Genomic DNA, 26206 nt, shown 5'->3' with positions numbered 1-26206 from the left:
ATATGCGTATTAAAACAGATAGAATTTACGTGTTGATAACGATACCAAAAAGGATTGTTATGCAGCATGAGGGCGTTTTTTTTCATGAAAAAGGAATAGAAATGGAAGAGCAGGTGAAAGAACAAGAAGTTAAAAACGGTGTTAACGCAACGTTTGAGGGTTTTGAGGTTTTATCTGATTTTGAACAACGCCAGCTTTTGCAGGAAGTTCCAGAAGAAGAAAGCATTTCAGCCAAACTTTACTACTATGTGGACTATGAGATAAAATAATCTAGAACTTTCGTTAGATTTTAATGTTCTATTTTTACCGAAAGCTATCCACAGTGGAGCGTAGCTGCTGGGCCAGCTGCTATGTGGATAGTACATAGTAAAAAGAAGCGAAATGAATAGGAAGACAATTTACCACCTTACTGCTGCAGCGAGTATGCTGTTTGCATTAGCTGCCTGTGGCGGTGCTGGAGAACATCGCGATGCGGTAGGCGAGGATGTGCAGGTCACGGATACGACAGCCATTAGCAATAATGGCGTTCCGATGGATAACCTCCATCGGGAGCGTACGGCCGATACGTTGAAAACCGAAAAGACCGAAACAACTGGTGTACCGATGAGCAATATCGACAGGACGGAGAAAAATGATACGGTGGGTCAGCCGAAAATGAGTACGGAATAAATGTTAATAGCTATAAAGGACAGAATATGGAAACGATAGATAAAATCAGAGAAGATATAAAAACAAGGATAGACATCGAGTTGGAGAACATCAGCGCGCAGGGTCAACTCTTTAATAGTTTAGACCGCGATGTCGTTGCGGCACACGTGATCAACCAAGTCAAGGAGTTGTATCGCTTTAATCTGACGTTGGATGATGTTCACGGTAAAGTGGAAATTTTCAATGAAGATACGTCTGGTGAAGGCGGTATCGTGCATCGTTTTGCGATGGTTTCGTACCCGATCACCCTGCACCATAATTCGGCGGCGGTGTTTGAAATGTTGAGACAGACCAGTACCACGGAAATAGAGTTGGGGAAGGAGCATATTGCCGTTTTCGTTGGTTTGGCAGAGGATAATGTCGACGAAATCGATTTACAACGTGTTTTCGATCGTGCGACTGATTTTATTGTAGAGAGCAATCGTCTTGGCGAAGAGGTTCAGCTGTTAATCGATCAGCGTTTTGAAGAGGTGCGATTAAGCGTGGAAGCTATGCGTCAAACTATGCCGCTGTCCGATCAGCCTATTTCAGGTGCTGGCGACCAGCCTTTGGTATCCTAAAACATAAAAGGGGCAAAAGAGCCCTATGATAAAATCCCCGTGTCTCTCGACAGGGGGATTTCACTTATTAACCTAAATGTATAAAAAACAATGTATTGTTAGCATATAACGCAGAACCGAACAGATCGTTTTATGAATGATACAGAATACGACCGATTTAAATTGCTTGATATCTTCTTATTTTTTATGATGCTGATTTTAGGTTTTGGGATGTCTTCCTCTTAGTAAGATGTGAGGTATAACTCTATGCCGGGTGTGGTCTCGTTGATTACGATATCCTCGGTAAGAACCGTTTCCCCAAAAATTCCAATGTAAACGTTAGTGCCGGATTGTCCATTTCCCGTCCAGTCAAAATAGGCCTCGGAGCGCATAAAAGAGCGCATAGAAATGGATATTTTGTAATTTCCAGCAGGCACATCACCCATGTCATAGGTGGTCCCGTCAATCATAGGGCGGCCATATGTTTCAAAATAATAGTACTCGCTGGTTTCATTATTGTAGAGCGTAAGGTTGAAACCCGTCGTATTAAATTCATACGTTGATGAGCTGCCGTAGTTCAACCATACCGGGGCGTAGTATTGCGCTTTGGCACTTAACGAGGCGGTTAGTGCGAAAAGCACACAGACCATGACTAGAAAATTGTGTCTTTTTTTCATAAGGTGTTTTGTTTATAAGGTTTATGCTTCAAAGATAGACGCACGTCGTATACCGTAGATATATAAAATTCTCTACTTATTGTATTATCTTGACAAGGTAGGGGGGCGCATACAGCTTGCTCCGTTTGGGCATTGTCTTCTTGGGTGTGGCAATATATTGGTTTTTTGCGAACAAAAAAATGGGGAGTATTTGCTCCCCATTTAACGATTATAAGTCGTTTTACTCTTCTTCCAAATCGGCATAGTCATCCTCTTCGTCCATCTCCTCCAAATTAGGGTCAATGGGTTCAAGATCAGCCAGATCAGACTCCTTTACTGGTTCCGGATCATCCACGTCATCAATACCTAAATTTTCGCGCTCTCTTTCCAGCGGATTATCGATAGGTTCGGTACCTGCCACCTCGTTCTCTTGATTTTCTTCGGGCCCATTGGTTTCTGGCACGTCAAAAAACGGTTCCACCACGGCAAAGGCCACGATCAGTTGTATCTTTCCTTGCTGTTTTTTATTTTCTGTTTTCATAGCTCTGTATTTTACTGTAATCTCTATGTTAGAACGGTTCTGCCGCAGCTTAGTTCTCTGCGTCTTTTGCAAAATAAATACGCTTTTCAGATGCAGAAATTTGCGTGCCCAAGAGAACGATTTAGGCTCGCTAGCGTTCTTTTTAAGAACGTCGTTTAAACATATTTATTTAATAACGGCGTCAATTTATAGGTAACACGATAACGAAACAGTATGGAAAATCAGAGAAACACAGGTTTAGAAAATCCAATAGACAAATATCCAAAACCCCCTTATCCCGGGCAGCAGCAACCATTTCCGGGTCTAGCGTCCAAGATGGATCCATTACCAGACCATGGTGAAGAGAGTTACATGGGTTCTGGTCGATTGAAAGGTCGACGAGCACTTATCACGGGTGGAGATTCCGGGATAGGCCGGGCTGCTGCGATAGCCTATGCCCGCGAAGGTGCGGATGTAGCTATCAACTACCTTCCCGAAGAGGAGAGCGATGCACAGGAGGTTATCGCGCTTATTGAGGCAGCAGGACAGAGGGGATACGCTATTCCGGGTGATATTACCGATTACGCCTTTTGCGAGAAACTGGTGGAGGAAGCTACGGCAAGCTTAGGTGGACTTGATATTTTGGTAAATAATGCAGGCAGACAACAGGCCAGTGAGTCTATCTTGGATATTAGCAATGAGAGTTTTGATGCAACGATGAAAACAAATATTTACGCTCCATTCTGGATCACAAAGGCAGCGTTGCCTCATCTTGAACCGGGTTCAGTAATCATCGCGACAACCTCTGTACAAGCATACGATCCGGCTGGAATTCTATTTGATTATGCGCAAACGAAAGCAGCCAACGTTGCCTATGTAAAATCGCTTTCGAAGCAGTTAGGCTCGAAAGGAATCCGTGTGAATGGCGTGTCGCCGGGACCGATTTGGACACCACTGCAGGTTTGCGGTGGACAACCTGCGGAGGCAATACCGGAATTTGGAAAAATGGCTGAGCTTGAACGTGCAGGGCAGCCGGCAGAGCTTGCAGGAATATTTGTTTTGCTGGCTTCCAACGAAGGGAGCTATTCCACAGGCCAGGTCTTCGGAGCGGCTGGTGGAATGGGACATCCGTAAACTATTATAGCTAACAGTAAATAAGGGGGAGAAATGTATAATTTCTTCCCTTTTTTATGTCGATAGATTGTTAGCAGAACATTCCATAAAATGGTCTGGTTGGCTTGAAGGTCGTACAGGTCAAAAGGAAAGTCACCAAGCGTATAGACTGCGTGCAATAGTGCTATCCCGTTATAGCTAAACTATTCTGGCAAAAGGGCTATCGGAACGATACCATAAATACCCATTGTCTGAGATCAGGGTGTGTGTTTTCGGTTCAGAAACAGAGCCATCATCATACATCTTTGATGGAATAAATTCTTGTTTGATATGTCTTATCTGAACCCTGGCTGTGATCAAGCCGGTAGCAGAGATAAGTTCGAAATATTTGCCCTGTAAATCCTGCATATTAAATATGTAATAATGATTGCGCCGATAAAATTAGGTGTTACCAGAACCGCGCATGATAAATGTAGGGAATAATAGCCTGGTTTTTATTGCTTTGACGAAGAATTAATGAAGGCTTAAAGTAGACTTAACGGAGGTAGAGCTTAACGAGTTATGGTTGGAGGTGATACAGCCCCTAACAGCGGGCACACTTTTGCAAGTATAACCCGCCGTTCTGCCTCCCCAGGGTATCATAAGTGATTTTTCTATATCTTGTATTTTTTTTGTAACCAAAAATACGGAATATAAGACACGATATCTTTCCGATGCCCAAATACCTTTTTTAAACCGCTCTAGTATTTAAACGGTAACAATCCAACAATGTATTGATATGATTTGATGCCATATACTGGTTTTCCGCTTGCTCCCGCAACCGAAACGATTGCGATATCAAGCTTTCGTCAAGGTCCTTAATCGCTTTCAGGTAAGAGCCTTTACACAGCTCCTCGATTTTTTGGCACGCGATAATAGTAGAATAGATATCGTTATCACGTTCTACGTTTTCTAAAGGCATTTTCACAATCTTGTCTTCAACGAACCGCGTAGGTTTTAATTTAAAATCGTCCATTAATTGTTTGGAGAATGCAAAGCTCTCATTATGGTATTGCTGGAAAACTTTTGAAAGCGCATGATCGGCGTATTTTTGCGATGCAATCCAGGCTTTTTTATATACAGCCATTCGTTTTTCTACTGCCGTAACCAATGTCAATATGCTTTCCTTTATCATCGTATTTTTCATCTCGTAATCACTTATCGTTCTTATGGTAACAAGATAGCGCAAATAAATCATCCGATTACGAGATAAAGCATTAAACAGGTGTTTAACTAGGCGAAATAACGTAATTATCACACAAGGCGCGTAGTCTGCTTGGCAAAACCCTCGATCTTTCTAGGAAAACGATACAGCTGGGGCTATGACTTGACCGCTAACGAGACATGGCGTGGATCACCTGAACGTGTGATCTGAAGGCGCCCCAAAATGAATTAAATTCATTGTACTGGATATTGAATTCTAGGCAGGTTTGCTGCACGATGCGGTTAATGGCAGGGTAATGTACATGACTGATTTTGGGAAACAGGTGGTGTTCGACTTGGAAATTCAATCCCCCTAACATCCATGTAAGTACTTTACTTTTTGTCGCGAAGTTGGCTGTAGATTGTATTTGATGAATCATCCATTCTTCTTCCACTTTGGATTCGTCGATGGTTTTGAATTCGGTACCTCCCACGACGTGGGCGAGTTGAAAGACAGTGGCCAGACTCATGCCACACACCGCGCCCGCGATCAATAAACCGAGGACAGTTGGCAGCCAGCCTACGTAGACGATAGGAAGGATAACAAATAACGCAAAATGCAACACCTTACTTGTCCAGAAGATTAATTTTTCTTTTAACGGAAATTGAAATTTTTCCGAGCCTGGCCCCATTTTTTGTTTGAAATACTTTTCGTAATCCTGGTAAAATATCCAAGCAAGATAGGAGACGCCATACAATACCGGAAAGTAAAAACGCTGATAGGAGTGGTGTTTTTTTAATTGCTGGTCGTGGTGTATACGCATGAATTTTACTTCAATATCGTGGTCCTCGCCATCGATATTCGTGTAGGTATGATGCGCTACGTTATGTTTGATCTTCCAAAAGTAAATGTTGCCTCCCAGCAAGTTAAGCGAGTAGGAAAGAAATGTATTGAGCTTTTTATTTTCCGAGAACGAATTGTGCCCGGCATCATGCATAATGTTGAATCCAATAGCAGCGAGATTAACGCCAAAAAGTATACATAAGATAATACTGATGGCCCAATGAGGTTGCACAAACACCAGCACCGCATATAAGATAACGAAACTTAAAAGTAGTATGCTAGCCTTCAGGAATATGCGCCGGTTGCCCGTCTTCTTTTGTGCGGTAACTTTAAAATATTCGTTGGTTTTATGTTTGAGGGATTTGGAGAACAATGTGTTCACATTGTTGAATTTTATAACTTGACTCATCTGTATGCGCTTCTGCCGGGTATGTAATTCTGCTTAACCTGAGCCTCGATGCTTAGGTGTTGTAAATCTACGCCTTATAATTGGTCAATTTATTTTTATTTTCGTTAAAGCTTGTTAAAATGACCTGCGCGTGCAGTGTTATCGCCACAGCGGATGGCGCTGACCTTATTTTGCCCAACGGAGATCTGCTCAATTCGCATGTCGTCAATTGGACGCTGGGCGGTTTTCGAAAAAGGTTGCATATACGGCTCGATGTGCAGTATAATACCGATCTCGAACAGACTATTGCTGCAGCTCTTCGATACAGAAGAACAGGTGTTAAGCAATCAGCCAACAGGAAATCCATGTTACCAAAGAACCACCGTTTCAGAAAGATGCAAATAGGGAAGGCGAAAAGGAATAATGTTTTATTGCTTTTTACCAATCATTCGTATTTTGCGACTTATCCAGAATTTCTTTTATTAAACTATTCAAATAATGGTTTAATTGTTCCAGAACATCATGCGCCAAGATCTGTCCCTTATTGTCGAAAATAGCAGCGGTATTATTTTTTTCTTTAACAAGCGGGAGGTATGACCAGCCTGTTGCCCAATTCGATTTATATCCGCCCTCATACCATCTTCTACATTCGAAGGTTGGGCGGTTAAAACGAATTTTTTCATCTTTAAAAAGAATGGATAAGGAATATGAAAGGTCATATTCGTAAGTTGCCTTCGCGATGGCGATTGCATTTGCTCTTCGTTTATTGCTGATAGCGTCTGGCTGGTATCCATTTACCGTGATACTTTCTCCCTCAATAAAACTTAACACTTCTTTCGGATCTTTATACATGGACACAAGTGCACGTTGCACACGCTTGTAGAGTTCCGCTTGTTTTACATTTGGAAAGTCTAGGACTACATAGTCCGCTTGATTTTCCGCTAAAAATCCTTTGGGCGTTAACGTAAAATATTGCGCAAAACAGAGTTGAGCAAGTAGCAGAAGGGTGATTACCAGGCCTGATTTTTTCATATGGAGCAGTTTTTTTTCAGTCTTTGTTTACATGTGTGCTTGATAGGTTATGGTTCCGGATTCCGCTTTTCTTTGACGAGAAAGTCGAAAGATTGCTTGTATCTTAAGGTGCTATAATCTTTCAGACTGCTTAATATACAGTGTAGAGGATAGTCGTACTGATGCGTTTCGTCTTTCCATTCCGTGATAAATCTGCTCACCATATTCTTTATTTCTTGAGCTCCTTCTCCCTTTTCAATAAAGCTTTCCTTCTTGCCAGTGCGTAGATAGATCAATACCTTACTTGATGCAAGGACGTTCTCCTCTTGCATTGTTATGGGATTTTCCTCAATCAACTTCTCGAGTGTCCTATTCAGGTTAACTCTCGTCGAGTCACTTTCCGCCATAATAATATAGTGTTTACCATAAGATACCAAGTGAACGAAGTAGGGAGAGCGCCCTAATGCGATGACATCGTTTACATATGGGTTTGTAAAATAAGATTGAAAGTCTGTTAGATCGGTAAAGAAATCAAATTGAATGGATTCTGACTGCAAAACGGAAGTAAAAGGTTTACGGGCTACTGTCGAGTCCTGATAGGTAGCAAGCTTTAAAAATGTTTTTGTATCAACATTATTTGGTAGCCACCGTTGAATTTCTGCATAGTCGGAAAATGTGATTGAAGACGAATTGAAACCACTAGTCGTATTCTTAGCATTTCGCTTAGCATAATCCTTCATGGCTTCGAAACTTGGGATTTTATTCTCTAATGGTGCTGAAGAATACGATAAATACCAGATCGGGAATGGAGCGTATGCAAAATTTAGATTTTCGACGTAGATATTGTCTGAAGTATCCTTCATATGGATGATCGTGCCCAAATACAAATCCACAGATGATTGGCTATCAAAGTAATACGCTGATTTTTCGAAACTGGCTGTTTTTTTAACGTAATACTCTTGCGGCGGCTCGGGTATGACAGGCTTTTGTTCTTCCTCTTTTTCTTCTTCAGGCTCCACAGTTGGCGGCACGGCGGTCTTCGTACAAGCCGCGAAGAATAATACTATAAAAAAACAATAAAGGATGGTTCTCATCATGTAGTCATTTATCCGAAGATAATGAATTACCGACAATTTTTTTTATTTATACAAAAAATTTAACATTTAAGGAGGGGTGATGCTGCGTTATGTTGACTCTAAATTTCTTTTGTTAACAATTAATTGGGTGAATATACGGCATTTCTTCCAAGGTCACAATTTGCGTTACACTTCCAATTTTATTTGTTCACAAATAGTAACAGCGTATCTGGAAGTCCTCCGTTACGCTTTATCTATTTAGAAGTAGTTCTCATTTCCAAATTCGCATATACCACATTTTTATACAATGTACCCAAATCATTATGATTGGGGCGGAAATATTCCTGTGTAAAGACTAATCCAACGATATTCTCTTTGGGGTCTGCCCAGTAGTGTGTACTGAAAGCTCCACTCCAGGAAAACGTACCTACGCTTGGAGCGTTTATAAATTTATTTTCTTCTGTCACTAATTCAAAACCCAAACCAAAGCGAAAAACGGGGTCGCCGTGTGAGATAACTTCTTGTGAAAGCTGGTTGGTTGTCATCAGTTCAACAGTTTTTGCACCTAAAACTCGTTTTCCGTGATAACTGCCTCCGTTCACCATCATCTGCAAAAATTTCGCATAGTCGGCCGTTGTGGAAGTTAACCCTGCTCCACCGGATAAATATATCTCATCTTCCAAAGGATAAGCAACGTTACTGTTTTCGTAAATCGTATGGTTAACTTTTGCAAAGCCTTTGTCCGTTTTTTCTGAGACAGTAACCAAACGGTTAACCTGATCCTGTGATACTTTAAACTGTGTATCGGTCATCCGTAACGGTGCAAATATTTTGGTTTGGAAAAACTTGTCCAACGGAATACCGCTGACGATCTCTACCAAGTACCCTAAAACGTCCGTATTCAGACCGTAAGTAAAAGCCGTGCCGGGTTGGTATCGCAATGGCTGTTTGGCGAGCAATTCCATCCTTTCTTTCAATACGCCTTTGTTTCCAATGCCTGTTACTGCTCCTGCTTTTGCGTAGATTGCCTGCATCTTTGTATCATCGGATATTGTCGGATAGTCTATGCCCGACGTATGGCGTAACAAATCCCGAACGGTAATTTCCCTTTGTGCAGGAACGGTTGTATAGCTGCTATCCGCCGGATTGAATTTGTCAAGCACTTGCGGATTTTTGAACTGGGGGACGTATTTTGAAATGGGGTCATCGAGTAAGATCTTTCCCTGTTCCCAAAGTATCATTACCGCTACGCTTGTTATGGCTTTGGTCTGCGAAGCGATACGAAAAATATTATCTGTCCGTAATGGTCGCATGGCTTCAACATCAGCGTATCCAAAGGCTTTGTTGTACAAAACTTCGTCGTCTTTAAGTAATAAAATAGTGATACCTGCAACCTCTTGGGAATTTACCAACCGATTGGATAAGTCGTCAATGCTTGTTTCAAGTTTAGTGTTTTGTGAAAAGCCATTAAGTGTTATTGCACAAAAGATGATAGTTAAAAACTGTTTATACATTGTTATTTCGATTTTAAAATGACAGTACAAAGTTACATCCGAAACTATCTATTTCGTAACTTGACATCCCATTGTATGATACTAACAAATATGTAAGTATGAGTAAAATAAAAAGCAGCTCGGTCAATTATGAGAATAAGCAACAGTTAGGTGCTGAATGTTCCCAAATTTACGCCACAAATCTTATCGGTGGGCAGTGGACACTAGCTATCTGTTGCCATTTGGCAAAAGGAAAACTCCGTTTCGGAGAGTTGAAAAAACGTGTCCCAAATATTACCGAACGTATGCTTACGCTACAACTCCGGAAAATGGAAGAAAACAAACTTATTACACGGACAGTTTACGCAGAAGTACCGCCACGTGTGGAATACGAATTGACCAAAAGTGCCATACAGCTTATCCCGATATTGGAACAGTTAGAAGAATGGGGTATACAGCATAAGCAGTTTAACACGACTTCCACATAGGCAACAGATATTTGAGAAAAGAAAATTCCACCGTTACGACCAATTTATCTAACTTAGCTATCCGCTACAACCACCGCATATCCACTGACAATGATATCTATTTCCCTCATATTATCGGAAAAGCAGGTTATGAAAGAATCAAAGTCGAGGTTGAGAATTTTATGGCGCACGTGTGTTTAGATTCCAATTTCCATGCGATATAGATGACCAGTATATTTTTGTTCGTTTTTTTATTATATGCGATGGAGAAACGATTAAGATAGAAGTTCTTCAAAATATGAAAATGCTCGATAACCTTGAAGATATAGATGGTGTCAAATTCGTATCGTAACTGGATATGCCTTATTTAAGATGATGTCGGGGGCAAATCGTGCTACACAAAAGGATATTTATGATCTTGACCTCCTTTCTGAGAAATTCCCATTGATAGAACTTTTCGATCAACTCCAAAGAAAGCGTTCTCTATTTTCAGCAGATGAACATCGTACCATTTTTGATCTCGATGGAGAAACCAATCCATTAGATCAACCTTTAACTTTATTGAAGTTTGACCAGGGAGATACACAAGGCAGAAAATCTAGACCTCACCATTCGCAAAACAGAGTTGATATTTAAAGGACCAAAAAAGTCGGCCACTTGCTCGATCAAGTTGGCGAACAAAGGTTCGCACTCTTTTCGACGAATTAAATATAAGATGCCCAGACCCTTCCTCCTCAGACGTGGAATAATAGCTCATAATTAAAATCAAAATCTTAAATAAAATAATCTATGTAAGGAGCATTATCGCTGTCTGAATCAATAACTTCCCCTGTTTCTAACCGGTTGAGATATTGCACAAGTCCTAAATTAAACATTAGTTGGATGTCTATCTCCAATTGATCAACAGAAAAAAATCTGGAAAAACCGATCGCAATTGTTATTATAAAAAAAGTGATCACGAGGTAAGTCTACCATTTTTTATCAAGACACTTCTCATAAGACAAGAATTATCTTCAATTTAAGAAGCTAAAAACAATAAACTAAATTAAGCATTTAGCATCTGAACGCTGACTGCTAACTTCTTATTACAACAACTAAAAGCTGTGTTTTTTCCCGGTAATCTTAAGTGAGGCAGTTTTCAATATTTGTTTGATACAAAATAGGAGAGGCTTTTGTTTGGCAGAGCGTTCGGGATTGGTTCAGCCGCGCGCGTCCCAACCCCAACCCTGAACCTTCTCTGGATCGAACCCCGGCCCACGCTTCGGTTCGAATCCAGGTGGTGCTTAAACAACAAAAGCAGCTAAAAAAAAGCTGCTTTTGTTTGGCGGAGAGTGAGGGATTGGTTCAGCCGTGCGAGCCCCAAACACAACCCTGAACCTCCCTTGGATCGAACCCCGGCCGACGCTTCGGTTCGAATCCAAATCATGCTTAAACAACAAAAGCAGCTGAAAAAGCTGCTTTTGTTTGGCGGAGCGTTCGGGATTGGTTCAGCCGCGCGATTCCCAAACCCAACCCTGAACCTCCCTTGGATCGAACCCCGGCCTACGCTTGGGTTCGAATCCAGCTGGTGCTTAAACAACAAAAGCAGCTAAAAAAAAGCTGCTTTTGTTTGGCGGAGCGTTCGGGATTGGTTCAGCCGTGCGATTCCCAAACCCAACCCTGAACCTCCCTTGGATCGAACCCCGGCCCACGCTTCGGTTCGAATCCAGCTGGTGCTTAAACAACAAAAGCAGCTAAAAAAGCTGCTTTTGTTTGGCGGAGAGTGAGGGATTCGAACCCCCGGACCTGTGACAGTCAACAGTTTTCAAGACTGCCGCATTCGACCACTCTGCCAACTCTCCGCGACAAAAGTAGAAATTCTGGCTTATTCTGCAAAACTTATTTCCGCCCTGTTCTTTTAGGTGCTGAAAATGAGCGAGATTATTTTGTTTTAGCCGCATCAACTCCCTCAGAAATCAGGGTTTAAGCACCTCATAGACGTGTTTTTTAATGTTTTGAGCGATCTTATCAATAGGTAAGTCATCGGTATCTGTTCCGAAGGGCTCTTCTATCGATTCGCCGATTAGCTCCAGCGAGGCTAACACATAAAAGATGAACGGCACAGCCGCAACCACAAAATAGCCCATCGAAAATACGAAGCCAATGGGCAGCGTAGCGGAGTAGGCCATGACAAACTTTTTAATAAACGAGCTGTAACTTAATGGTATAGGGGTGTTTTTGATCCGCTCACAGGCACCACAAACGTTGGTCAGGTTCTGCAGCTCGTCATTCAGCACAATAAGCTGTTCCCCAGATATCTTTTTGTCGCGATAGAGCGCATTGACTTTGCTAAATATCAGGGCAGCGACTTGGTTTGGGCCATGCTTTTGTTCATCCAATGTGGTCAGTTCCGGATGCTCTTTTTCGTCCAGCATAAACTTCACGTAGTCCGAGCGTAGGAAATGAAATACGGTCTCCGCATATAACGGAATAGTTCTTCTGAAAAAGCTTCGTGTAACCGCGTCGTCCTCATCAACGAATGCATCCAATTTGATGGCTAGCGTTCGACTGATATTGGTCAATGTTCCCCATTGCTTTCGTGCCTCCCACCAACGATCGTAAGCGGTATTAGTTCGAAATACCAACAACAGGGATAAAACGAAGCCCAGCAGATTATGGACCATCGTGATATTTTTGATCCAGCTTTTTTCGGAGAGCTTCAAGTATTCCAACTCCCAATAGGCTATTCCCCAAGAATAAGCCGCCATCAGAAATAGGAAGGGAAGAAGTTTACGAAAGGTGTCGCTTCGATGGAAAAGAACCGTAGCTGTAAACCATTCTTTGGAATTATAAACACGCATATTGATGTTGAGGATTTACTGTTGTCAAAAAAAAATAAATGCACTATTTTCGATGCAATATGGCAAAATCCAAGAGAACGGTCAAGACGAAACGAAAGGTTGAAGAACCCGATCGGCGGAAATTTCTGCTATGGAGTATAATCATTCCGATCGTGGTGGTAGGTTTAGGCGCCTTGTTAATCTATAAAACAGATTTGATGTATACGATCAAAAACTACTTTTATGGAGATGATGCGGGTAAAAAATATGATGATGATGAACATTTAAGACGAAACATCAGTTTAATGAGCAAGCATGATAGCTACCTGTATGGGATAGATATTTCACAGTATCAAGGCCGTATAAACTGGATTGAAGTCCATACTATCCACGATGAGGTGCCGCTGGATTTTGTTTTCATTCGCTCCACTATGGGGGAGAAGAAGCAGGACAAACGCTTTCAGGAGAATTGGGAGGCGGCCGCAAGCCGAGCCAAGCTCCGTGGGGCATACCACTATTTTAGGCCGAATGAAAATTCCAAGCGCCAAGCCCGCAACTTCATCCGTACTGTAAAGCTCAAACCCGGCGATCTTCCTCCTGTGCTGGATATCGAAGAAAGACCGAGACGGCAGCCTATGGACTCACTGAAAGTAGGTCTGAAGCGTTGGCTGGATGAGGTCGAGACACATTACGGCATCCGGCCTATCTTATATTCTGGAGACAGCTACTTTACCGATTTCCTGGAGAAGGAATTCTCAGACTATACGCTTTGGATTGCTAACTACAATTTCTGGGTAGAAAAGCCGAAAAAACATTGGGATTTTTGGCAATTTTCCGAACGCGGGCGCGTGCGCGGCATATCAGGAAATGTGGATCTCAACATGTTTAAAGGAACCATGGAAGATATTGAAAATTTAGCGATTCCGTACTAACGTATAAACTTTTATTGATTATTATTGTACTCTACCTATATGGCAACATTTACTGATCTTATCAAACAACATCCGCTGGTATTGGTGGATTTTTCAGCAACTTGGTGTGGACCCTGCCAAATGCTAGCGCCCATCCTCAAAGACTTGAAAGCACACTACGGTGAGAAGCTATCTGTTATAAAGATTGATGTGGATAAAAATAATCAGCTGGCCAGTACGTACCGCGTGCAAGGGGTGCCTACGATGCTATTATTCGAAGATGGCCAGCAAGTGTGGCGACAAAGCGGCGTCATGACATTGCCCGATCTCATAGCTGTCGTCGGTCGGCACATAGCATCATGACGTTAGTCTTCATTCTCCGGAATGTCATGCAATAGCCTAGGAATCTTCGTAATCAATACTTTATCAATACGATGGCCATCCATATCAATTACTTCTAATTTATATCTTTTGAAGTGGATGTATTCCCCTTCCTCAGGTACGTGGTCGAGCGTTAGAAATACCAGCCCACCCAATGTCGTCACATTTCCAAGTTCTTCATCTTCTTCATCAGATAAGTAGATCTCAAAGTACTGCAGAAAGTCATCGAGCTGTATCCGGCCGTCAGCGATAAATGATCCATCGTCCCGCTTGCGGATGTTAGCTTCTTGATCGACAGACGATTCCATGTCGCCAAACAACGTACGGACAATATCTTTGATGGAAACGATTCCCTGTGCAATGCCATATTCATCAATCACGATGGCGAGCTGTGCTTTGGCATTCTTAAAGACATTCAAAATGTTGTAGGCCGATGTGTTTTCATTCACAAAGGGGATAGGCTGTATCAGTTCTTCCAGATCGATCGGCTGTGCATCGAGATGCTTTTTTAGAAGTGTCTTAACATGAATAATCCCTTTGATATGATCAAAGCTTCCGTCCACTACGGGAAATTCCGTATGTTCCGATTGTCTGATGATGATCTTATTCTCTTCGAAGGAATTTTGCAAATCCAGACAAACAATATCCGAGCGATGCACCATCAGGTTGATAGCGCGCTTGTCTCCGAGAACTAAAAGCCTGTCAACAAAATCATGCTCAAAATTCTCAATAACGCCGCTGCTAACGCCTTCATCTACTAATGCTTTGATTTCTTCTTCAGTTACGGTGTTTTCAGAAACTTTGATATTCAGTAGTTTCACTATAGCATCTGTCGAGACACTAAGTAGCCACACAAAAGGACGCACGATCTTGCTCAATAGCTGCATGGGTGCCGCAATGAGCGAAGCATACCCCTCTGGAATGGCCATGCCTATACGCTTAGGTACCAACTCTCCAATAACCAATGTCAAGTAGGTGATCACCAGCACGACCAATATAATGGAGATTTGTTGGCTATAGGGCGCCAATAAGGGTACATTATTCAAGACATCTGCCAAGTAGGATGATATTGTTCCTCCGCTAAAAAAACCAGTCAATATACCTATTAATGTGATGCCTATCTGTACGGTGGATAAAAAACGGTTTGGGTTGTCTTTCAGCTTTAGGGCAATTCGTGCCGAATTGTTTTTCTTGTCGGCCATGGCCTGTAATCTTGCTTTTCTGCTGGAAACAATGGATATTTCCGAAGCCGAAAAGATGCCATTTAAAACAATTAAGGCTAAAATTATAATGATCTCTGTGAGCATAATGCTATCTTTTTTTGATTACCCAAAATACAAATTCTTTTTAATAGAATTTCTCGATCCTTAAAATAAACTAAGCGTCGATCTTTGCGCATAAAATAAGGTAAAACTCGAAGTTTTGATCTCGGATAAAAAGAATAGCGTCTATATGACGGTAAATCAAAAAGAACAAACGTTTGCTTGCTATTCGGGCTTTTCTTTTTATTAATTAATTGGGATATTGCAGACTGTAAACCAGAAAGCTGTTTTAATTTGTCAAGTATGTTTGTTTGTAAAGATAATACGATTTTAGATTCTGTCATCCATTTTGATATTCAAGGCGAAATAGTAAGTGTGGAGCGATTTGGCTCTGGACATATTAACGATACCTTTTGCGTAAAGACCGATCATCCGAAAGGCGAAAGCTATCTTTTGCAAAAGATAAACAATCATATATTTACAGACATTCCGGCGTTGATGCAGAATACGAAGATCGTGTTGGACCATCTGAAAGGAAAGTTAGCGCATCGCGGTCAAGAGCTGGTCGAGAAAAGTACGTTAACGTTGGTACCCACCCGATCGGGAACGCTCTTTCATGTGGATGAGAAGCAGGGGTATTGGCGGATGTTTATTTTGCTAGAACGTACCAAAAGCTATGATATCGTAGAAACAGAAGCCCAGGCCTATTCTGGGGGACTAGCCTTTGGTGAGTTTCAAATGCAGTTGGCAGATCTGGATGCCAGCAGGTTGGTCGAGGTGTTACCTAATTTTCACAATATCGACTTCCGAATGGAAAATCTAAGGCAAGCAATTTCTGCTGATAGCGCAAATCGTGTAGCCGAAGTAGGGGAGCTATTGCAGTTCATAGCGGAGCGTGAAACAGCGATGCGAAGTATCTTGTTGCGCGCGGAGAAAGGCGAACTACCCTTACGAATCACCCACAACGACACCAAATTTAATAATGTATTGTTAGATGAGCAGGACAATGTGCAGTGTGTTATTGATTTGGATACGGTGATGCCAGGCTATGTGGCTTATGATTTCGGAGATGCCATCCGTACGGTGATCAACTCGGCCGCAGAAGATGAATCAGACTTGACTAAAATAAAACTGGATATTAGGCTGTTTAGCGCTTACACGAAAGGATATATGCACGCTGCCAAACACTTTCTTACGGCTGCTGAAATCGAATCACTACTAGACGGGGTTTTTCTGCTCCCTTTTATGCAAGCGGTTCGTTTTTTAACGGACTATCTGCAGGGAGATAGCTACTATAAAATACAATATACAGACCATAATTTGGTGAGAACAAAAGCACAGCTTACCTTAGTAGAGGAACTGGAAAAGGAAAAGCAGCAGCTACGCTCCATTTTATATGCTAGTTTGACCGAATAAAAAGAAAATGTAATGAGTAAATTGATAGTAGAGCACCTCGATATAGACGCCGAAAATTTAAATTATGCCCACATGGCTGGTAAAATGGAAGGGTTAACTTGGCATGCCGTAGATCGACACAATTGGAAAGGGGAATATCCATACAAGCCATTCGTAGACTTTCAGATTGCACATAATGGATCGGCTATTATCCTGCATTACGCCGTTAAAGAGGATTTTATTAAGGGGCAGTATGTGCGTCCAAATGAATCGGTTTGGGAAGATAGTTGTGTCGAGTTTTTTATCTCTTTCGACCAAAAAAAACATTACTACAATTTAGAATTTAATGTTGTGGGCACGGGATTAATTGGCTACGGTACCCAAATCAAAGCAGAAAGAACCCGCCTGAATGCCGATACGATTATGCAAGTAGCAACAACGACCTCCATCCTTAGCTATCAGGGCAGGAAACAATGGAACATTATACTCTACATTCCCATAGCCGTTTTTGCAAAAAGTCCTATTCGCTCTTTGGCGGGTCTTTCTGCGCACGCTAATTTCTATAAATGCGGCGATGCATTACCCGAACCCCATTTCATGTCCTGGGCGCCCATTAGTTGGCCGAAGCCTAATTTTCATTTGCCCGAATTTTTTGGTGAGCTCGAATTTCTGTAGAAAAGATCTTGAAAGCAGAAACCCCAACCTTGCATGTCAACGCGCTATGTACAGATCCGTTTTTCATAGCTCGTCAATAAGTATATCAACTTAAAATTAATGTCGAATATATAAATTGCTATTCTACAGGGATATAACGCGCATCATTTTGCCCCGAGTCCTTATATTTTTTACGAACATCCTGAAGTTTTTTGGTCATGTGCTTTTTGATGGCTGCATAATCCGGATCCTCATAAACATTGCTAAGTTCGTTTGGATCCTTTTCCAGATCATACAGTTCCCATTCATCCACATCATAATAAAAATGGATAAGCTTATAACGATCGGTACGGATGCCATAGTGCCTTTTCACCATATGAATACTAGGATATTCATAGTAAGTATAATAAACGGCGTCTCTCCATAAACTGTCTTTTCCAGCAGCGAGCGTGCGGAATGATTCACCTTGTATGTCTGCCGGGATCTCAACACCCGCAAAATCCAACAGTGTGGGAGCAAAATCGAGGTTCTGCACCAATGCATTTGATGTTTTTCCAGCGGGAATTTCTTTTGGATAGCGGATCAGCAGGGGAGTGCGCAGAGACTCTTCATACATAAAGCGCTTATCAAACCAGCCATGCTCACCCAAATAGAAACCTTGATCAGAGGTGTAGATGACAATAGTATTCTCCTCCAGTCCGTTAGCCTTTAGATAATCCAGTAGCTTGCCAACCCCTTCATCGACAGCTGCCACAGTACCCATGTAATCCTGCATATACCGCTGGTAGCGCCATTGCAAAAGCTCCCGACTAGTCATGTTAGGATACTGGGCCTTGAATGTTTCCATGATAGGGTTGTATACGGCATCCCATGACTTTCGTTCTTCTTCAGTCATTCTGCCCAGGTTGTTCGTATAAGCAGCTTTGTCCCATTTCATATACTCTTTGAGTCCGAGTTCATCCATTAGGGGTGGCGGCACCTTACTATCACCAGCCCAATTCATATGGTTGAGGATATTCATTTCAGCAGATTTAGCCGCAGTGCCGCGGCCTTGAAAATCGTCAAACAAGGTGGCAGGTTCCGGATAGGTGGTTGCGGTATAGGATTGAATATGCCTTAGGGCAGGCAGCCATTCCCGATGTGGAGCTTTCTGGTGATAGAGCACACAAAACGGCTTTTCCGAATCGCGCTTATCAATCCAGTCTATGACCATATCGGTTGTCAAGTCTGTCACATAGCCCGTGAGCTGTTGTTTATGGCCGTTGATAACAAAGTTTGGGTTGTAATATTCCCCTTGGTCTATCAAAACAGCAGAATGATCAAAGCCTTGTGGTAATCCATCCATATGAATTTTGCCGATCAGTGCCGTTTGATAACCATGCTTTTGAAGCATCTTCGCAAAATTATCCTGGTTCCAATCAAATTTTGCCATGTTATCGATTTTACCATTCACAAAGCTGTGTTTTCCAGTCAGCAAAACAGCCCGGCTTGGTGCACAAAGTGAATTCGTTACGGTAGCGCGGGTAAACTTAAGGCCCTCTTGTGCTAATCGATCGATATGAGGTGTTTGATTTAAACCATGACCATAGGCGCTGATGGCTTGGTAAGCATGGTCATCACTCATGATGTATACAATATTAGGTTTTGGATTTTTTTGTTGTGCGTTTCCCAAAAACCCTGACCCACAACTTAGCATAGAAACCAGGTATAAAAAGCGTATATAGTGCATAGCGAGAGGTTTAAACACTTAAAAGTAAGAAAAAACCTTTAAACATGATTTACTAAAAAATTTAGTATTACTTTTGTGTGTAGAAAGGAGGAAATTATTATGCAAGCCCATACAACCCAACGGACCGAGGTCGCCCGCTTACAGCGGCAGATTTTGGCTTGGCAAGGTTACAAAGAAAAAGATGAAACTTCCAAATCGCTTGGACTGGGATTATTGGAACATGCTTTCCCCGGACAAACATTTCCGTTAAGCTGTATTCACGAGTTTATAGCAGATAAGCAGGAAGATGAAGCGGCTACCAGTGGATTCATAGGCGGACTCCTTGCTACGCTACTGCAGCAGGGAGGGGTCTGTATTTGGATCGGGAGTACACAACAATTATATGCACCAGCGCTAAAGACGTTTGGTGTTGCCCCAGAACAGGTCATTTTTATTCGTATGCAGCGTGAAAAAGATATCTTATGGGCGCTGGAAGAATCTTTGAAGTGTGCCGATATTCAAGTTGTCGTGGCTGAGATCCAAGATTTGGATTTTATCCAGTCCCGTCGATTACAATTGGCCGTTGAAAAAAGTAAAGTGACGGGTTTACTCTTGCGTACCGCTGTCCGGCAGCATATGGCGACCGCTTGCGCTGCGCGCTGGCAGGTGCGATCATTGCCCAGCACGGTAGTAGATGGACTGCCAGGTGTCGGTTTCCCTTTATGGTCTGTTGATCTCCTGAAAGTACGGAATGGCAATCCAGGCTCTTGGGAAGTGGGTTGGCAACGTGGGCAGTTTACGCTTGCCCATAAAGAGGTAAGCGTAGAACAGCAACGCGTAGTGGATTTAAAAGTGGGATAAGTATGCAAAAGCGTTATGTAGCCATCTGGTTTCCATACCTGCTAGCAGATTGGTATATGCGCAAAAACAAAACGTATGCTGATCAGCCTATTGTATTTGTGCTGCCGGAGAAAGGGCGTATGGTTATCACAGCAGTGAGTCCAATAGCAGAAAAAATGGGTGTTGCTCCACAGATGGTTCTGGCGGATGCAAAAGCCGCATTACCCACGCTACATGTCGTGAATGATAAAGATATGCGAAGTGATAAGCTGCTGAAAGCTATTGGAATATGGTTATTGAAGTTTACCCCTACTGTAGCGTTGGACGGGCGGGGCGGTGTCGTGTTGGATAGCAGCGGCTGTACGCACTTATGGGGCAGTGAAGAACTCTACATCGGTACCATTGCTACGCAATTAAGCGAAAAGGGCTACCAAACGTGCATAAGCAGCGCCGATACGATTGGGGCGGCTTGGGCGGCATCGCGATACCGTGCTCATAAAACGGTCGTGCCGGTCGATACCCAATTGCCCATGCTTTCAGCACTTCCTGTGGAAGCCCTAAGGCTGGAATTTGATGATGTAGCTCGCTTGTATAAACTGGGTTTTCGCACGCTGGGAAGCGTAGCTGCCGTTTCAACCGCACTCTTAAAAAGAAGGTTTTCAGCAGCGCTTTTGCTACGTCTAGCGCAGTTTATGGGAACCAAAGAAGAGTATATAGAGCCCCTACAAGGTATTGTGCCTTATGCCGAACAATTGCCTTGCCTAGAACCCATCCGAACCGAGAAGGGTATTGAGGTGGCTATTCATACCTTACTGGAAACCTTATGCAAACGTCTCGCTAGCGAAGGTAGAGGTTTGCGAAAGGCCAAATTGACCTGTTACCGTATTGACGGAAAAAAGGTCTTTGTAGAGATTGGCACCAACAGACCTTCCGCTCATGTTCCGCACCTATGTAGCTTATTCAATCAAAAAATTGTGCATATAGAACCTGCCTTGGGAATAGAGTTGTTTTTATTGGAAGCCCTTGTGGTTGATGAGGCAGCTTCATCGCAGGAAACGTTATGGCGAGATGGGTTGGCCGGATCCAACACAGCTGTGATCGAACTGCTGGATCGAATTAAAGGTAGAGATCGTAACTGCCTTATCAACCGGTATGTGCCCGATCAGCACCATTGGCCTGAACGCGCTATCAAAGCGGCAGATTCCTTCGCTGAAAAACCCAGCATAGCCTGGCCCCTCGATAAACCGCGGCCCACGCGTCTGTTACATCCCCCGCAGCGAATAGAAGTTACAGCACCCATCCCAGATTATCCGCCTATGCTTTTTAGGTATGCCAGCAAAGTGCACCATATAAAAAAAGCAGATGGTCCTGAACGCATAGAACGCGAATGGTGGTTAGAAAATGGCGAACACCGCGATTATTACTATGTGGAAGATGAACGTGGAAGCCGGTATTGGTTGTTTAGGCTGGGCCACTATCGTGGTGATCGAACATCGGAATGGTATTTACATGGTTTTTTTGCTTAGGAAATAATGGGATATATTGAACTGAACGTCTCGACTAATTTTAGTTTTCTGCGCGGCGCTTCTCATCCGGATGAACTGATGCAGAAAGCCCATGACCTGCACTACCAAGCTTTGGGTGTAACAGATCGGAATACCCTAGCAGGTATTGTACGCGCTCACGTCGCTGCAAAGAAGCACGGCTTACGCTTGGTTGTTGGCTGTCGCCTTGATTTGTTGGATGGTGTGAGTCTGTTGGCCTATCCCAGGAACAGAAATGGCTATGCACAGCTGTGTGCACTATTGTCCGTCGGAAACCAGCGTGCCGAAAAAGGCAAGTGCCACCTCTACAAAGCAGATGTGCTCGCCTTGAAGGAAGATCTACTCTTTATACTCGTACCTCCAGCTCAGCTAACGGAATCTTTCAAATTAGAAAATAACTATACTGATGATTTATATTGGTATGCTGAAAGACTTAAAAATCAATTTTATATCGGTATATCCCGGTTGTATTCCGGCGATGATCAAAAACGGCTTTTCCGATTGCATGAGCAGGCCATGGAGCTGAGCTTGCCCCTCGTTGTAGTGGGTGAAGTTCATTATCACGAACCGGATAGACGAGAGCTTTGTGACGTGCTCACTTGCATCCGCGAGAAATGTACCATCCATACGGCTGGGTATCGATTGCATGCCAATGCAGAGCGCTACCTAAAGCCGGGCGAAGAAATGGAACGCCTATTTCGGAATTATCCGGAAGCATTGGAGAATACAGTGAAGCTGGCCGAGGCCTGTCGGTTTTCTTTGGATGAATTGACCTATCAATACCCGGAAGAATTGACCAGCGATGGGCGCACACCCCAGGAAGAATTGGAAATGCTGGTGTGGGAAGGGGCTGGGGAAAAATTAAGTCCTGAAAATTTCATCAAATACCGCCCACAGATTCAAATGGAACTTGATTTTATCCAACGCAAAAATTATCCTTCTTATTTCCTGACCGTGTATGATTATGTCAAGTTCGCACGTGATCGCGGCATACTCTGCCAGGGTCGGGGTTCAGCAGCAAATTCCATTGTGTGCTATTGCTTGGGTATAACATCGGTTGATCCAACCAAGATTAAGTTATTGTTTGCGCGTTTTATGTCTGATGCTCGGGATGAACCACCTGATATTGATGTAGATTTTGAACACGAGCGGCGGGAAGAAGTGATTCAATATATTTATGAAAAATATGGACGCGAACGTGCAGCTATTGTCGCTACTGTGACCCAGGAAAGGCCAAAGGGGGCACTTCGGGATGTAGGGAAAGCTATGGGCTTATCTATGGACGCTTTAAGTAGACTGTCTCAAACGATTAGTTCCCATTGGGATAGTGAAATAGATGCAGCGCGATTTGCCGAACATGGTTTTAGCACAGAGGATGCTCATTTTAGAAAAATAATTGAGCTGAGCGAGCAGCTGCTGGGCTTTCCAAGACAGCTGGGGCAACACACCGGAGGATTTGTCATTACGCAGGGAAAGATGCATGAGCTGTGCCCGGTCATCAATGCCCGTATGGAAAACCGCACGAATATCGAGTGGAATAAAGATGATTTGGAAGCCCTAGGCTTTTTAAAAGTCGATGTGTTGGGGTTGGGTATGTTGACCTGTATCCGTAAAGCATTTGATCTGGTCAAGAAACACTATGGAAAAGAGTTGACCTTAGCCAACATTCCGCAGGACGATTCACGGGTTTATGATATGATCTGTGAAGCAGATACCTTGGGTGTCTTTCAGATTGAAAGTAGAGCGCAAATGTCTATGCTGCCCCGCTTAAGACCTAGAGAATTTTACGATCTGGTTATCGAAGTAGCCATCGTTCGCCCCGGGCCCATACAAGGCGATATGGTTCATCCCTATTTACGGCGACGAAATGGTGAAGAACCTGAAGATTATCCTTCGGAAGAAATAAGAGATATTTTAAGGCGTACAAAAGGAGTTCCTTTATTTCAGGAGCAGGCGATGGAAATCGCCATTGTTGCTGCAGGCTTTACGCCAGCCGAAGCTGATGGTTTACGACGTAGTATGGCCACATTCAAGTCGAAAGGCGAGGTGCGCCTTTTCCGCGAAAAGATGATAAAAGGTATGCTTGAAAAAGGCTACGCCGAAGAATTTGCCCAACGGGTGTTTAGGCAGCTCGAAGGGTTTGGAAGTTACGGATTTCCAGAAAGTCATGCCGCTTCATTTGCATTATTGGTTTACGTTTCCTGCTATATTAAATGTTACTATCCGGATGTGTTTGCTGCCGCTTTGCTCAATAGCCAGCCCATGGGCTTTTACCATCCCGCCCAAATAGTGATCGATGCCCAGAAGCATGGCGTGCAAGTCAACGCAACGGATATTAATTTCTCGCAATGGGACAATACGTTAGAAGGTAATTTTGGAGAAAAGTTCCATAAACTCCGCTTAGGCTTTCGTCAGATCAAAGGCGTTAATGAAATGGAGATAGCGCAAATGATTGCGCATCGGAAAGCACCGTATACAAGAATTGAGGATCTGGCAGACATCGTTTCTTTATCCCTGCTTGAAAAGCTTGCTGACGCGGATGCATTTCGCTCCTTAGGTTTTGATCGCAGGCAAGCATTATGGCAGGTTGCTGCACTGGGAGATAGGCCGATCCAGATGTTTAAAGAACAGCCCTCTGCCAGTGCCCTAGAAATGCAAATGGAACTGCCTTTGATGACAGCCAGTGAGCATGTTGTTCAGGATTACGCAACCACGGGACTTTCGGTGAAAGCGCACCCTGTCAGTTTTTTACGGACTAAACTGGACAAAAAACATGTGGTGCCTACAGATAAACTGTCGAAAGTAAAAAATGGTATGCCCGTCAGGGTTTGCGGATTGATCACCGTGCGGCAAAGACCTGGAACAGCAAAAGGAGTTTTATTTGTCACGATCGAAGATGAGGTTGGTTTTGCAAATCTCGTGGTGTGGGGAAAAGTATTTGAACGCTATAGACGCGAAATATTACAAGCTAAACTATTACTGGTAAATGGCGTCGTGCAAATAGAGGGTAAAGTTATCCATGTGGTGGTCAAACAATGCTATAACCTGAATGATTGGTTGCAGGATTTACAGCAGGCTGAAGAGTCACAAACTCCTGGCGTATTTCATAAAGGCCGCAATTTTAGATAGATAGCATCCGCGAGCTTTTGTTACAAGTCATGGAGAATATCATTAAGGCAGCTACCCGAGTTGGAAAAAGCAAACCTGTCAGCACAGCCCGTTGCAACGATGAAAGGTTAAACCTATGCACTGTTGCATGTAGCGAAAAAAATGAAATAAATCTTAATCAGGCATAACCTGCTAAAAGTGTATATTAGACTTGTAAAATCCCAGCACATGAACATTTGTAAATTTTTGATTTTATTGATTTTGAGTAGCCTATCCCTGTCGCCCGGCTATAGTCAATCTACAAGTCTTGAAAACCAGATCACATCCTTTATTCAAGACAAAAAGGCTTTTGTTGCCGTAGCTATACAAGAGGGACATCACGGGGATATCGTACAAATTCATGCAGAAGAAAAGCTGCCTATGCAAAGCGTCTTTAAATTTCACATCGCGGTAGCCATGCTCACGGAAATTGATAAGGGGACTTTCCAACTGGATCAACCCATTACTGTTTCGAAAGAAGATTTAACACCGAATATCTGGAGTCCGCTGCGAGATGACTATCCACAAGGAGCAACGATTCCGTTATCCACACTACTAACGTATATGGTAGCGCAAAGCGATAACGTTGCCTGTGACGTGATTTTAAAACTGCTGGGCGGTCCCGAGCAGGTCGACCTTTTCTTCAAAGAGAAAGGCGTGAAAAATTTAGCCATTAAAATCAATGAAAAAACCATGCAGAGCAACTGGGAGGCGCAATTCCAAAACTGGACCACGGCGGAAGAATGCAACAACTTGCTAAAGACCTATTTTTACAATGACAAAAAAGAATTGTCTCCAGAAAGCCATAGCTTTTTATGGACGGTGATGAAAGGGACAAAGACTGGGCTGAAACGCTTGAAAGGCGATTTGCCAGCAAACACGGTTGTAGCGCATAAAACAGGCTATTCAGGAATCAAGGAGGGGATAACGGAAGCTGCACATGACGTCGGTATAATTTTTCTTCCCGATAACAAGCCTCTATTTATTTCTGTGTTTGTGAGCCGCTCGAAAGAGGAGTTGGCTGTAAACGAGGAGATCATTGCCCGTATAGCGCGGATGACCTATGATTTTTATGTGCAGCCGACGAATCAACGTAAATAAGAAAATCCTGAAGTGGGGAACTTCAGGATTTTACCAAACCAATTATTAACCTAAATTATGAAATTATACAACTATAACGCTGATCGTATCGTTCTAGTATGTCTAAATACATCTCTTTACATTTTTTAACATTTCATATTGCGTTTTTCCAGCCGCTGCCCATTGCTGGCCGGCATTAGACATGAATTACACATGACAAATGCAAAAGCCCGGCGCGTATTCGCCGGGCTTTTATTTGATCACCGATTATACTCTACATCTTGAGCTACACTAAATCTATGATCTCCATACCTTATTAACGTTTTGCTCACCCAAATGTTGCACGTATCGTGATAAAAAATCCTGTAGCTGGGACTACAGGATTTATCAAACTAATTATGAACTTATTATGAAATTTAAATCGTATACTATATAAACGCTGCACCCCATATTTTAGTATGTATTTCG

The 26206-nt window shown here is 42.8% G+C and carries 25 protein-coding genes and 1 tRNA gene; 15 read left to right on the top strand and 11 right to left on the bottom strand.

The annotated features are described in order from the left end of the window. Positions 1-2 precede the first annotated feature (2 nt). From B0I21_RS12235 to B0I21_RS12225, 3 genes are all read left to right on the top strand, one after another. Positions 3-269 carry a hypothetical protein gene (locus B0I21_RS12235; RefSeq protein WP_133640743.1) on the top strand — a complete coding sequence of 89 codons (267 nt, stop codon included), beginning with the start codon at positions 3-5 and terminating at the stop codon, positions 267-269. A gap of 112 nt (positions 270-381) precedes the next feature. Further along, positions 382-669, top strand: coding sequence for a hypothetical protein (locus tag B0I21_RS12230; protein WP_133640742.1), 288 nt, complete (start codon positions 382-384; stop codon positions 667-669). Positions 670-695: 26 nt separating this feature from the next. Then, the gene (locus tag B0I21_RS12225) at positions 696-1268 is read left to right on the top strand and encodes a hypothetical protein (protein ID WP_133640741.1); all 573 of its coding nucleotides are present in this window, start codon (positions 696-698) and stop codon (positions 1266-1268) included. Positions 1269-1489: 221 nt separating this feature from the next. Here the strand turns inward: B0I21_RS12225 and B0I21_RS12220 are convergent, their stop codons facing one another. After that, positions 1490-1924 carry a hypothetical protein gene (locus B0I21_RS12220; RefSeq protein ID WP_133640740.1) on the bottom strand — a complete coding sequence of 145 codons (435 nt, stop codon included), beginning with the start codon at positions 1922-1924 and terminating at the stop codon, positions 1490-1492. A 220-nt stretch (positions 1925-2144) separates the two neighbouring features. Then, the gene (locus B0I21_RS12215) at positions 2145-2444 is read right to left on the bottom strand and encodes a hypothetical protein (RefSeq protein WP_133640739.1); all 300 of its coding nucleotides are present in this window, start codon (positions 2442-2444) and stop codon (positions 2145-2147) included. Positions 2445-2657: 213 nt separating this feature from the next. On the opposite strand from B0I21_RS12215, the gene B0I21_RS12210 reads away from it, so the two are divergent. Further along, positions 2658-3557: an SDR family oxidoreductase gene (locus tag B0I21_RS12210; protein ID WP_133640738.1), complete on the top strand. Its 900-nt coding sequence runs from the start codon at positions 2658-2660 to the stop codon at positions 3555-3557. Positions 3558-4266: 709 nt separating this feature from the next. Here the strand turns inward: B0I21_RS12210 and B0I21_RS12205 are convergent. The 5 genes from B0I21_RS12205 to B0I21_RS12180 all read right to left on the bottom strand — a co-directional run bounded on the left by B0I21_RS12205 (position 4267) and on the right by B0I21_RS12180 (position 9551). After that, positions 4267-4722, bottom strand: coding sequence for a hypothetical protein (locus tag B0I21_RS12205; RefSeq protein ID WP_133640737.1), 456 nt, complete (start codon positions 4720-4722; stop codon positions 4267-4269). Between the two features lie 187 nt (positions 4723-4909). Then, a complete protein-coding gene (locus tag B0I21_RS12200) occupies positions 4910-5971 on the bottom strand; it encodes a fatty acid desaturase family protein (protein ID WP_133640736.1) in 1062 nt (353 codons plus the stop codon). Positions 5972-6388: 417 nt separating this feature from the next. Continuing rightward, positions 6389-6982, bottom strand: coding sequence for a hypothetical protein (locus tag B0I21_RS12190; protein WP_133640734.1), 594 nt, complete (start codon positions 6980-6982; stop codon positions 6389-6391). A 47-nt stretch (positions 6983-7029) separates the two neighbouring features. Then, positions 7030-8058 (bottom strand): hypothetical protein, encoded by a 1029-nt coding sequence (locus B0I21_RS12185; RefSeq protein ID WP_133640733.1) that lies wholly within the window; start codon positions 8056-8058, stop codon positions 7030-7032. A gap of 233 nt (positions 8059-8291) precedes the next feature. Then, positions 8292-9551 carry a serine hydrolase domain-containing protein gene (locus B0I21_RS12180; RefSeq protein WP_133640732.1) on the bottom strand — a complete coding sequence of 420 codons (1260 nt, stop codon included), beginning with the start codon at positions 9549-9551 and terminating at the stop codon, positions 8292-8294. A gap of 98 nt (positions 9552-9649) precedes the next feature. Between B0I21_RS12180 and B0I21_RS12175 the strand changes: the two genes are divergently transcribed. From B0I21_RS12175 to B0I21_RS20160, 3 genes are all read left to right on the top strand, one after another. Beyond that, positions 9650-10018 carry a winged helix-turn-helix transcriptional regulator gene (locus B0I21_RS12175; RefSeq protein WP_133640731.1) on the top strand — a complete coding sequence of 123 codons (369 nt, stop codon included), beginning with the start codon at positions 9650-9652 and terminating at the stop codon, positions 10016-10018. Positions 10019-10029: 11 nt separating this feature from the next. Continuing rightward, the gene (locus tag B0I21_RS20295; protein ID WP_133640730.1) at positions 10030-10221 is read left to right on the top strand and encodes a hypothetical protein; all 192 of its coding nucleotides are present in this window, start codon (positions 10030-10032) and stop codon (positions 10219-10221) included. Positions 10222-11421: 1200 nt separating this feature from the next. After that, a complete protein-coding gene (locus tag B0I21_RS20160) occupies positions 11422-11589 on the top strand; it encodes a hypothetical protein (protein ID WP_166637845.1) in 168 nt (55 codons plus the stop codon). Positions 11590-11750: 161 nt separating this feature from the next. On the opposite strand, the gene B0I21_RS12165 is transcribed toward B0I21_RS20160, so the two are convergent. Next, a tRNA-Ser gene (locus B0I21_RS12165) sits at positions 11751-11838 on the bottom strand. A gap of 114 nt (positions 11839-11952) precedes the next feature. After that, positions 11953-12837 carry a bestrophin family protein gene (locus B0I21_RS12160; protein ID WP_133640729.1) on the bottom strand — a complete coding sequence of 295 codons (885 nt, stop codon included), beginning with the start codon at positions 12835-12837 and terminating at the stop codon, positions 11953-11955. A 59-nt stretch (positions 12838-12896) separates the two neighbouring features. On the opposite strand from B0I21_RS12160, the gene B0I21_RS12155 reads away from it, so the two are divergent. Together B0I21_RS12155 and trxA are read left to right on the top strand one after the other, a co-directional pair. Next, positions 12897-13748, top strand: a complete 852-nt coding sequence (locus tag B0I21_RS12155) for a glycoside hydrolase family 25 protein (protein ID WP_133640728.1) — start codon at positions 12897-12899, stop codon at positions 13746-13748. A 39-nt stretch (positions 13749-13787) separates the two neighbouring features. Continuing rightward, entirely contained in the window at positions 13788-14090 is a 303-nt protein-coding gene (trxA, locus tag B0I21_RS12150; protein ID WP_133640727.1) for a thioredoxin, read from the top strand. A 2-nt stretch (positions 14091-14092) separates the two neighbouring features. Here trxA and B0I21_RS12145 read toward each other — a convergent pair whose 3' ends face one another. Beyond that, on the bottom strand, positions 14093-15415 hold the full coding sequence (locus B0I21_RS12145) for a hemolysin family protein (protein ID WP_133640726.1): 1323 nt from the start codon (positions 15413-15415) through the stop codon (positions 14093-14095). 258 nt (positions 15416-15673) lie between these two features. Between B0I21_RS12145 and B0I21_RS12140 the strand changes: the two genes are divergently transcribed. Then, a complete protein-coding gene (locus tag B0I21_RS12140) occupies positions 15674-16786 on the top strand; it encodes a phosphotransferase enzyme family protein (RefSeq protein ID WP_133640725.1) in 1113 nt (370 codons plus the stop codon). A 12-nt stretch (positions 16787-16798) separates the two neighbouring features. Then, positions 16799-17440: a carbohydrate-binding family 9-like protein gene (locus B0I21_RS12135; protein WP_133640724.1), complete on the top strand. Its 642-nt coding sequence runs from the start codon at positions 16799-16801 to the stop codon at positions 17438-17440. Positions 17441-17558: 118 nt separating this feature from the next. Here the strand turns inward: B0I21_RS12135 and B0I21_RS12130 are convergent, their stop codons facing one another. After that, entirely contained in the window at positions 17559-19148 is a 1590-nt protein-coding gene (locus B0I21_RS12130) for a sulfatase family protein (protein WP_133640723.1), read from the bottom strand. A 99-nt stretch (positions 19149-19247) separates the two neighbouring features. On the opposite strand from B0I21_RS12130, the gene B0I21_RS12125 reads away from it, so the two are divergent. The 4 genes from B0I21_RS12125 (at position 19248) to bla (ending at position 25759) form a co-directional block, all read left to right on the top strand. Further along, on the top strand, positions 19248-19988 hold the full coding sequence (locus B0I21_RS12125; protein ID WP_166637844.1) for an ImuA family protein: 741 nt from the start codon (positions 19248-19250) through the stop codon (positions 19986-19988). A gap of 2 nt (positions 19989-19990) precedes the next feature. After that, complete coding sequence (locus B0I21_RS12120; protein WP_133640721.1) at positions 19991-21493, top strand: Y-family DNA polymerase; 1503 nt, start codon at positions 19991-19993, stop codon at positions 21491-21493. Between the two features lie 6 nt (positions 21494-21499). Further along, positions 21500-24640 (top strand): error-prone DNA polymerase, encoded by a 3141-nt coding sequence (locus B0I21_RS12115; RefSeq protein WP_133640720.1) that lies wholly within the window; start codon positions 21500-21502, stop codon positions 24638-24640. A gap of 207 nt (positions 24641-24847) precedes the next feature. Continuing rightward, positions 24848-25759: a class A beta-lactamase, subclass A2 gene (gene bla / locus B0I21_RS12110; RefSeq protein WP_133640719.1), complete on the top strand. Its 912-nt coding sequence runs from the start codon at positions 24848-24850 to the stop codon at positions 25757-25759. Positions 25760-26206 lie beyond the last annotated feature (447 nt).

It is taken from the genome of Sphingobacterium paludis, assembly GCF_004364125.1.
Taxonomy (GTDB): Bacteria; Bacteroidota; Bacteroidia; order Sphingobacteriales; family Sphingobacteriaceae; genus Sphingobacterium; species Sphingobacterium paludis.
This window is presented reverse-complemented; position numbering and strand designations above follow the sequence as displayed.

Coding starts and splice junctions, on each gene's coding strand:
- B0I21_RS12235 (WP_133640743.1), top strand. CDS start 3: ATGCGTATTAAAACAGATAGAATTTACGTGTTGATAACGATACCAAAA.
- B0I21_RS12230 (WP_133640742.1), top strand. CDS start 382: ATGAATAGGAAGACAATTTACCACCTTACTGCTGCAGCGAGTATGCTG.
- B0I21_RS12225 (WP_133640741.1), top strand. CDS start 696: ATGGAAACGATAGATAAAATCAGAGAAGATATAAAAACAAGGATAGAC.
- B0I21_RS12220 (WP_133640740.1), bottom strand. CDS start 1,924: ATGAAAAAAAGACACAATTTTCTAGTCATGGTCTGTGTGCTTTTCGCA.
- B0I21_RS12215 (WP_133640739.1), bottom strand. CDS start 2,444: ATGAAAACAGAAAATAAAAAACAGCAAGGAAAGATACAACTGATCGTG.
- B0I21_RS12210 (WP_133640738.1), top strand. CDS start 2,658: ATGGAAAATCAGAGAAACACAGGTTTAGAAAATCCAATAGACAAATAT.
- B0I21_RS12205 (WP_133640737.1), bottom strand. CDS start 4,722: ATGAAAAATACGATGATAAAGGAAAGCATATTGACATTGGTTACGGCA.
- B0I21_RS12200 (WP_133640736.1), bottom strand. CDS start 5,971: ATGAGTCAAGTTATAAAATTCAACAATGTGAACACATTGTTCTCCAAA.
- B0I21_RS12190 (WP_133640734.1), bottom strand. CDS start 6,982: ATGAAAAAATCAGGCCTGGTAATCACCCTTCTGCTACTTGCTCAACTC.
- B0I21_RS12185 (WP_133640733.1), bottom strand. CDS start 8,058: ATGATGAGAACCATCCTTTATTGTTTTTTTATAGTATTATTCTTCGCG.
- B0I21_RS12180 (WP_133640732.1), bottom strand. CDS start 9,551: ATGTATAAACAGTTTTTAACTATCATCTTTTGTGCAATAACACTTAAT.
- B0I21_RS12175 (WP_133640731.1), top strand. CDS start 9,650: ATGAGTAAAATAAAAAGCAGCTCGGTCAATTATGAGAATAAGCAACAG.
- B0I21_RS20160 (WP_166637845.1), top strand. CDS start 11,422: ATGCTTAAACAACAAAAGCAGCTGAAAAAGCTGCTTTTGTTTGGCGGA.
- B0I21_RS12160 (WP_133640729.1), bottom strand. CDS start 12,837: ATGCGTGTTTATAATTCCAAAGAATGGTTTACAGCTACGGTTCTTTTC.
- B0I21_RS12155 (WP_133640728.1), top strand. CDS start 12,897: ATGGCAAAATCCAAGAGAACGGTCAAGACGAAACGAAAGGTTGAAGAA.
- trxA (WP_133640727.1), top strand. CDS start 13,788: ATGGCAACATTTACTGATCTTATCAAACAACATCCGCTGGTATTGGTG.
- B0I21_RS12145 (WP_133640726.1), bottom strand. CDS start 15,415: ATGCTCACAGAGATCATTATAATTTTAGCCTTAATTGTTTTAAATGGC.
- B0I21_RS12140 (WP_133640725.1), top strand. CDS start 15,674: ATGTTTGTTTGTAAAGATAATACGATTTTAGATTCTGTCATCCATTTT.
- B0I21_RS12135 (WP_133640724.1), top strand. CDS start 16,799: ATGAGTAAATTGATAGTAGAGCACCTCGATATAGACGCCGAAAATTTA.
- B0I21_RS12130 (WP_133640723.1), bottom strand. CDS start 19,148: ATGCACTATATACGCTTTTTATACCTGGTTTCTATGCTAAGTTGTGGG.
- B0I21_RS12125 (WP_166637844.1), top strand. CDS start 19,248: ATGCAAGCCCATACAACCCAACGGACCGAGGTCGCCCGCTTACAGCGG.
- B0I21_RS12120 (WP_133640721.1), top strand. CDS start 19,991: ATGCAAAAGCGTTATGTAGCCATCTGGTTTCCATACCTGCTAGCAGAT.
- B0I21_RS12115 (WP_133640720.1), top strand. CDS start 21,500: ATGGGATATATTGAACTGAACGTCTCGACTAATTTTAGTTTTCTGCGC.
- bla (WP_133640719.1), top strand. CDS start 24,848: ATGAACATTTGTAAATTTTTGATTTTATTGATTTTGAGTAGCCTATCC.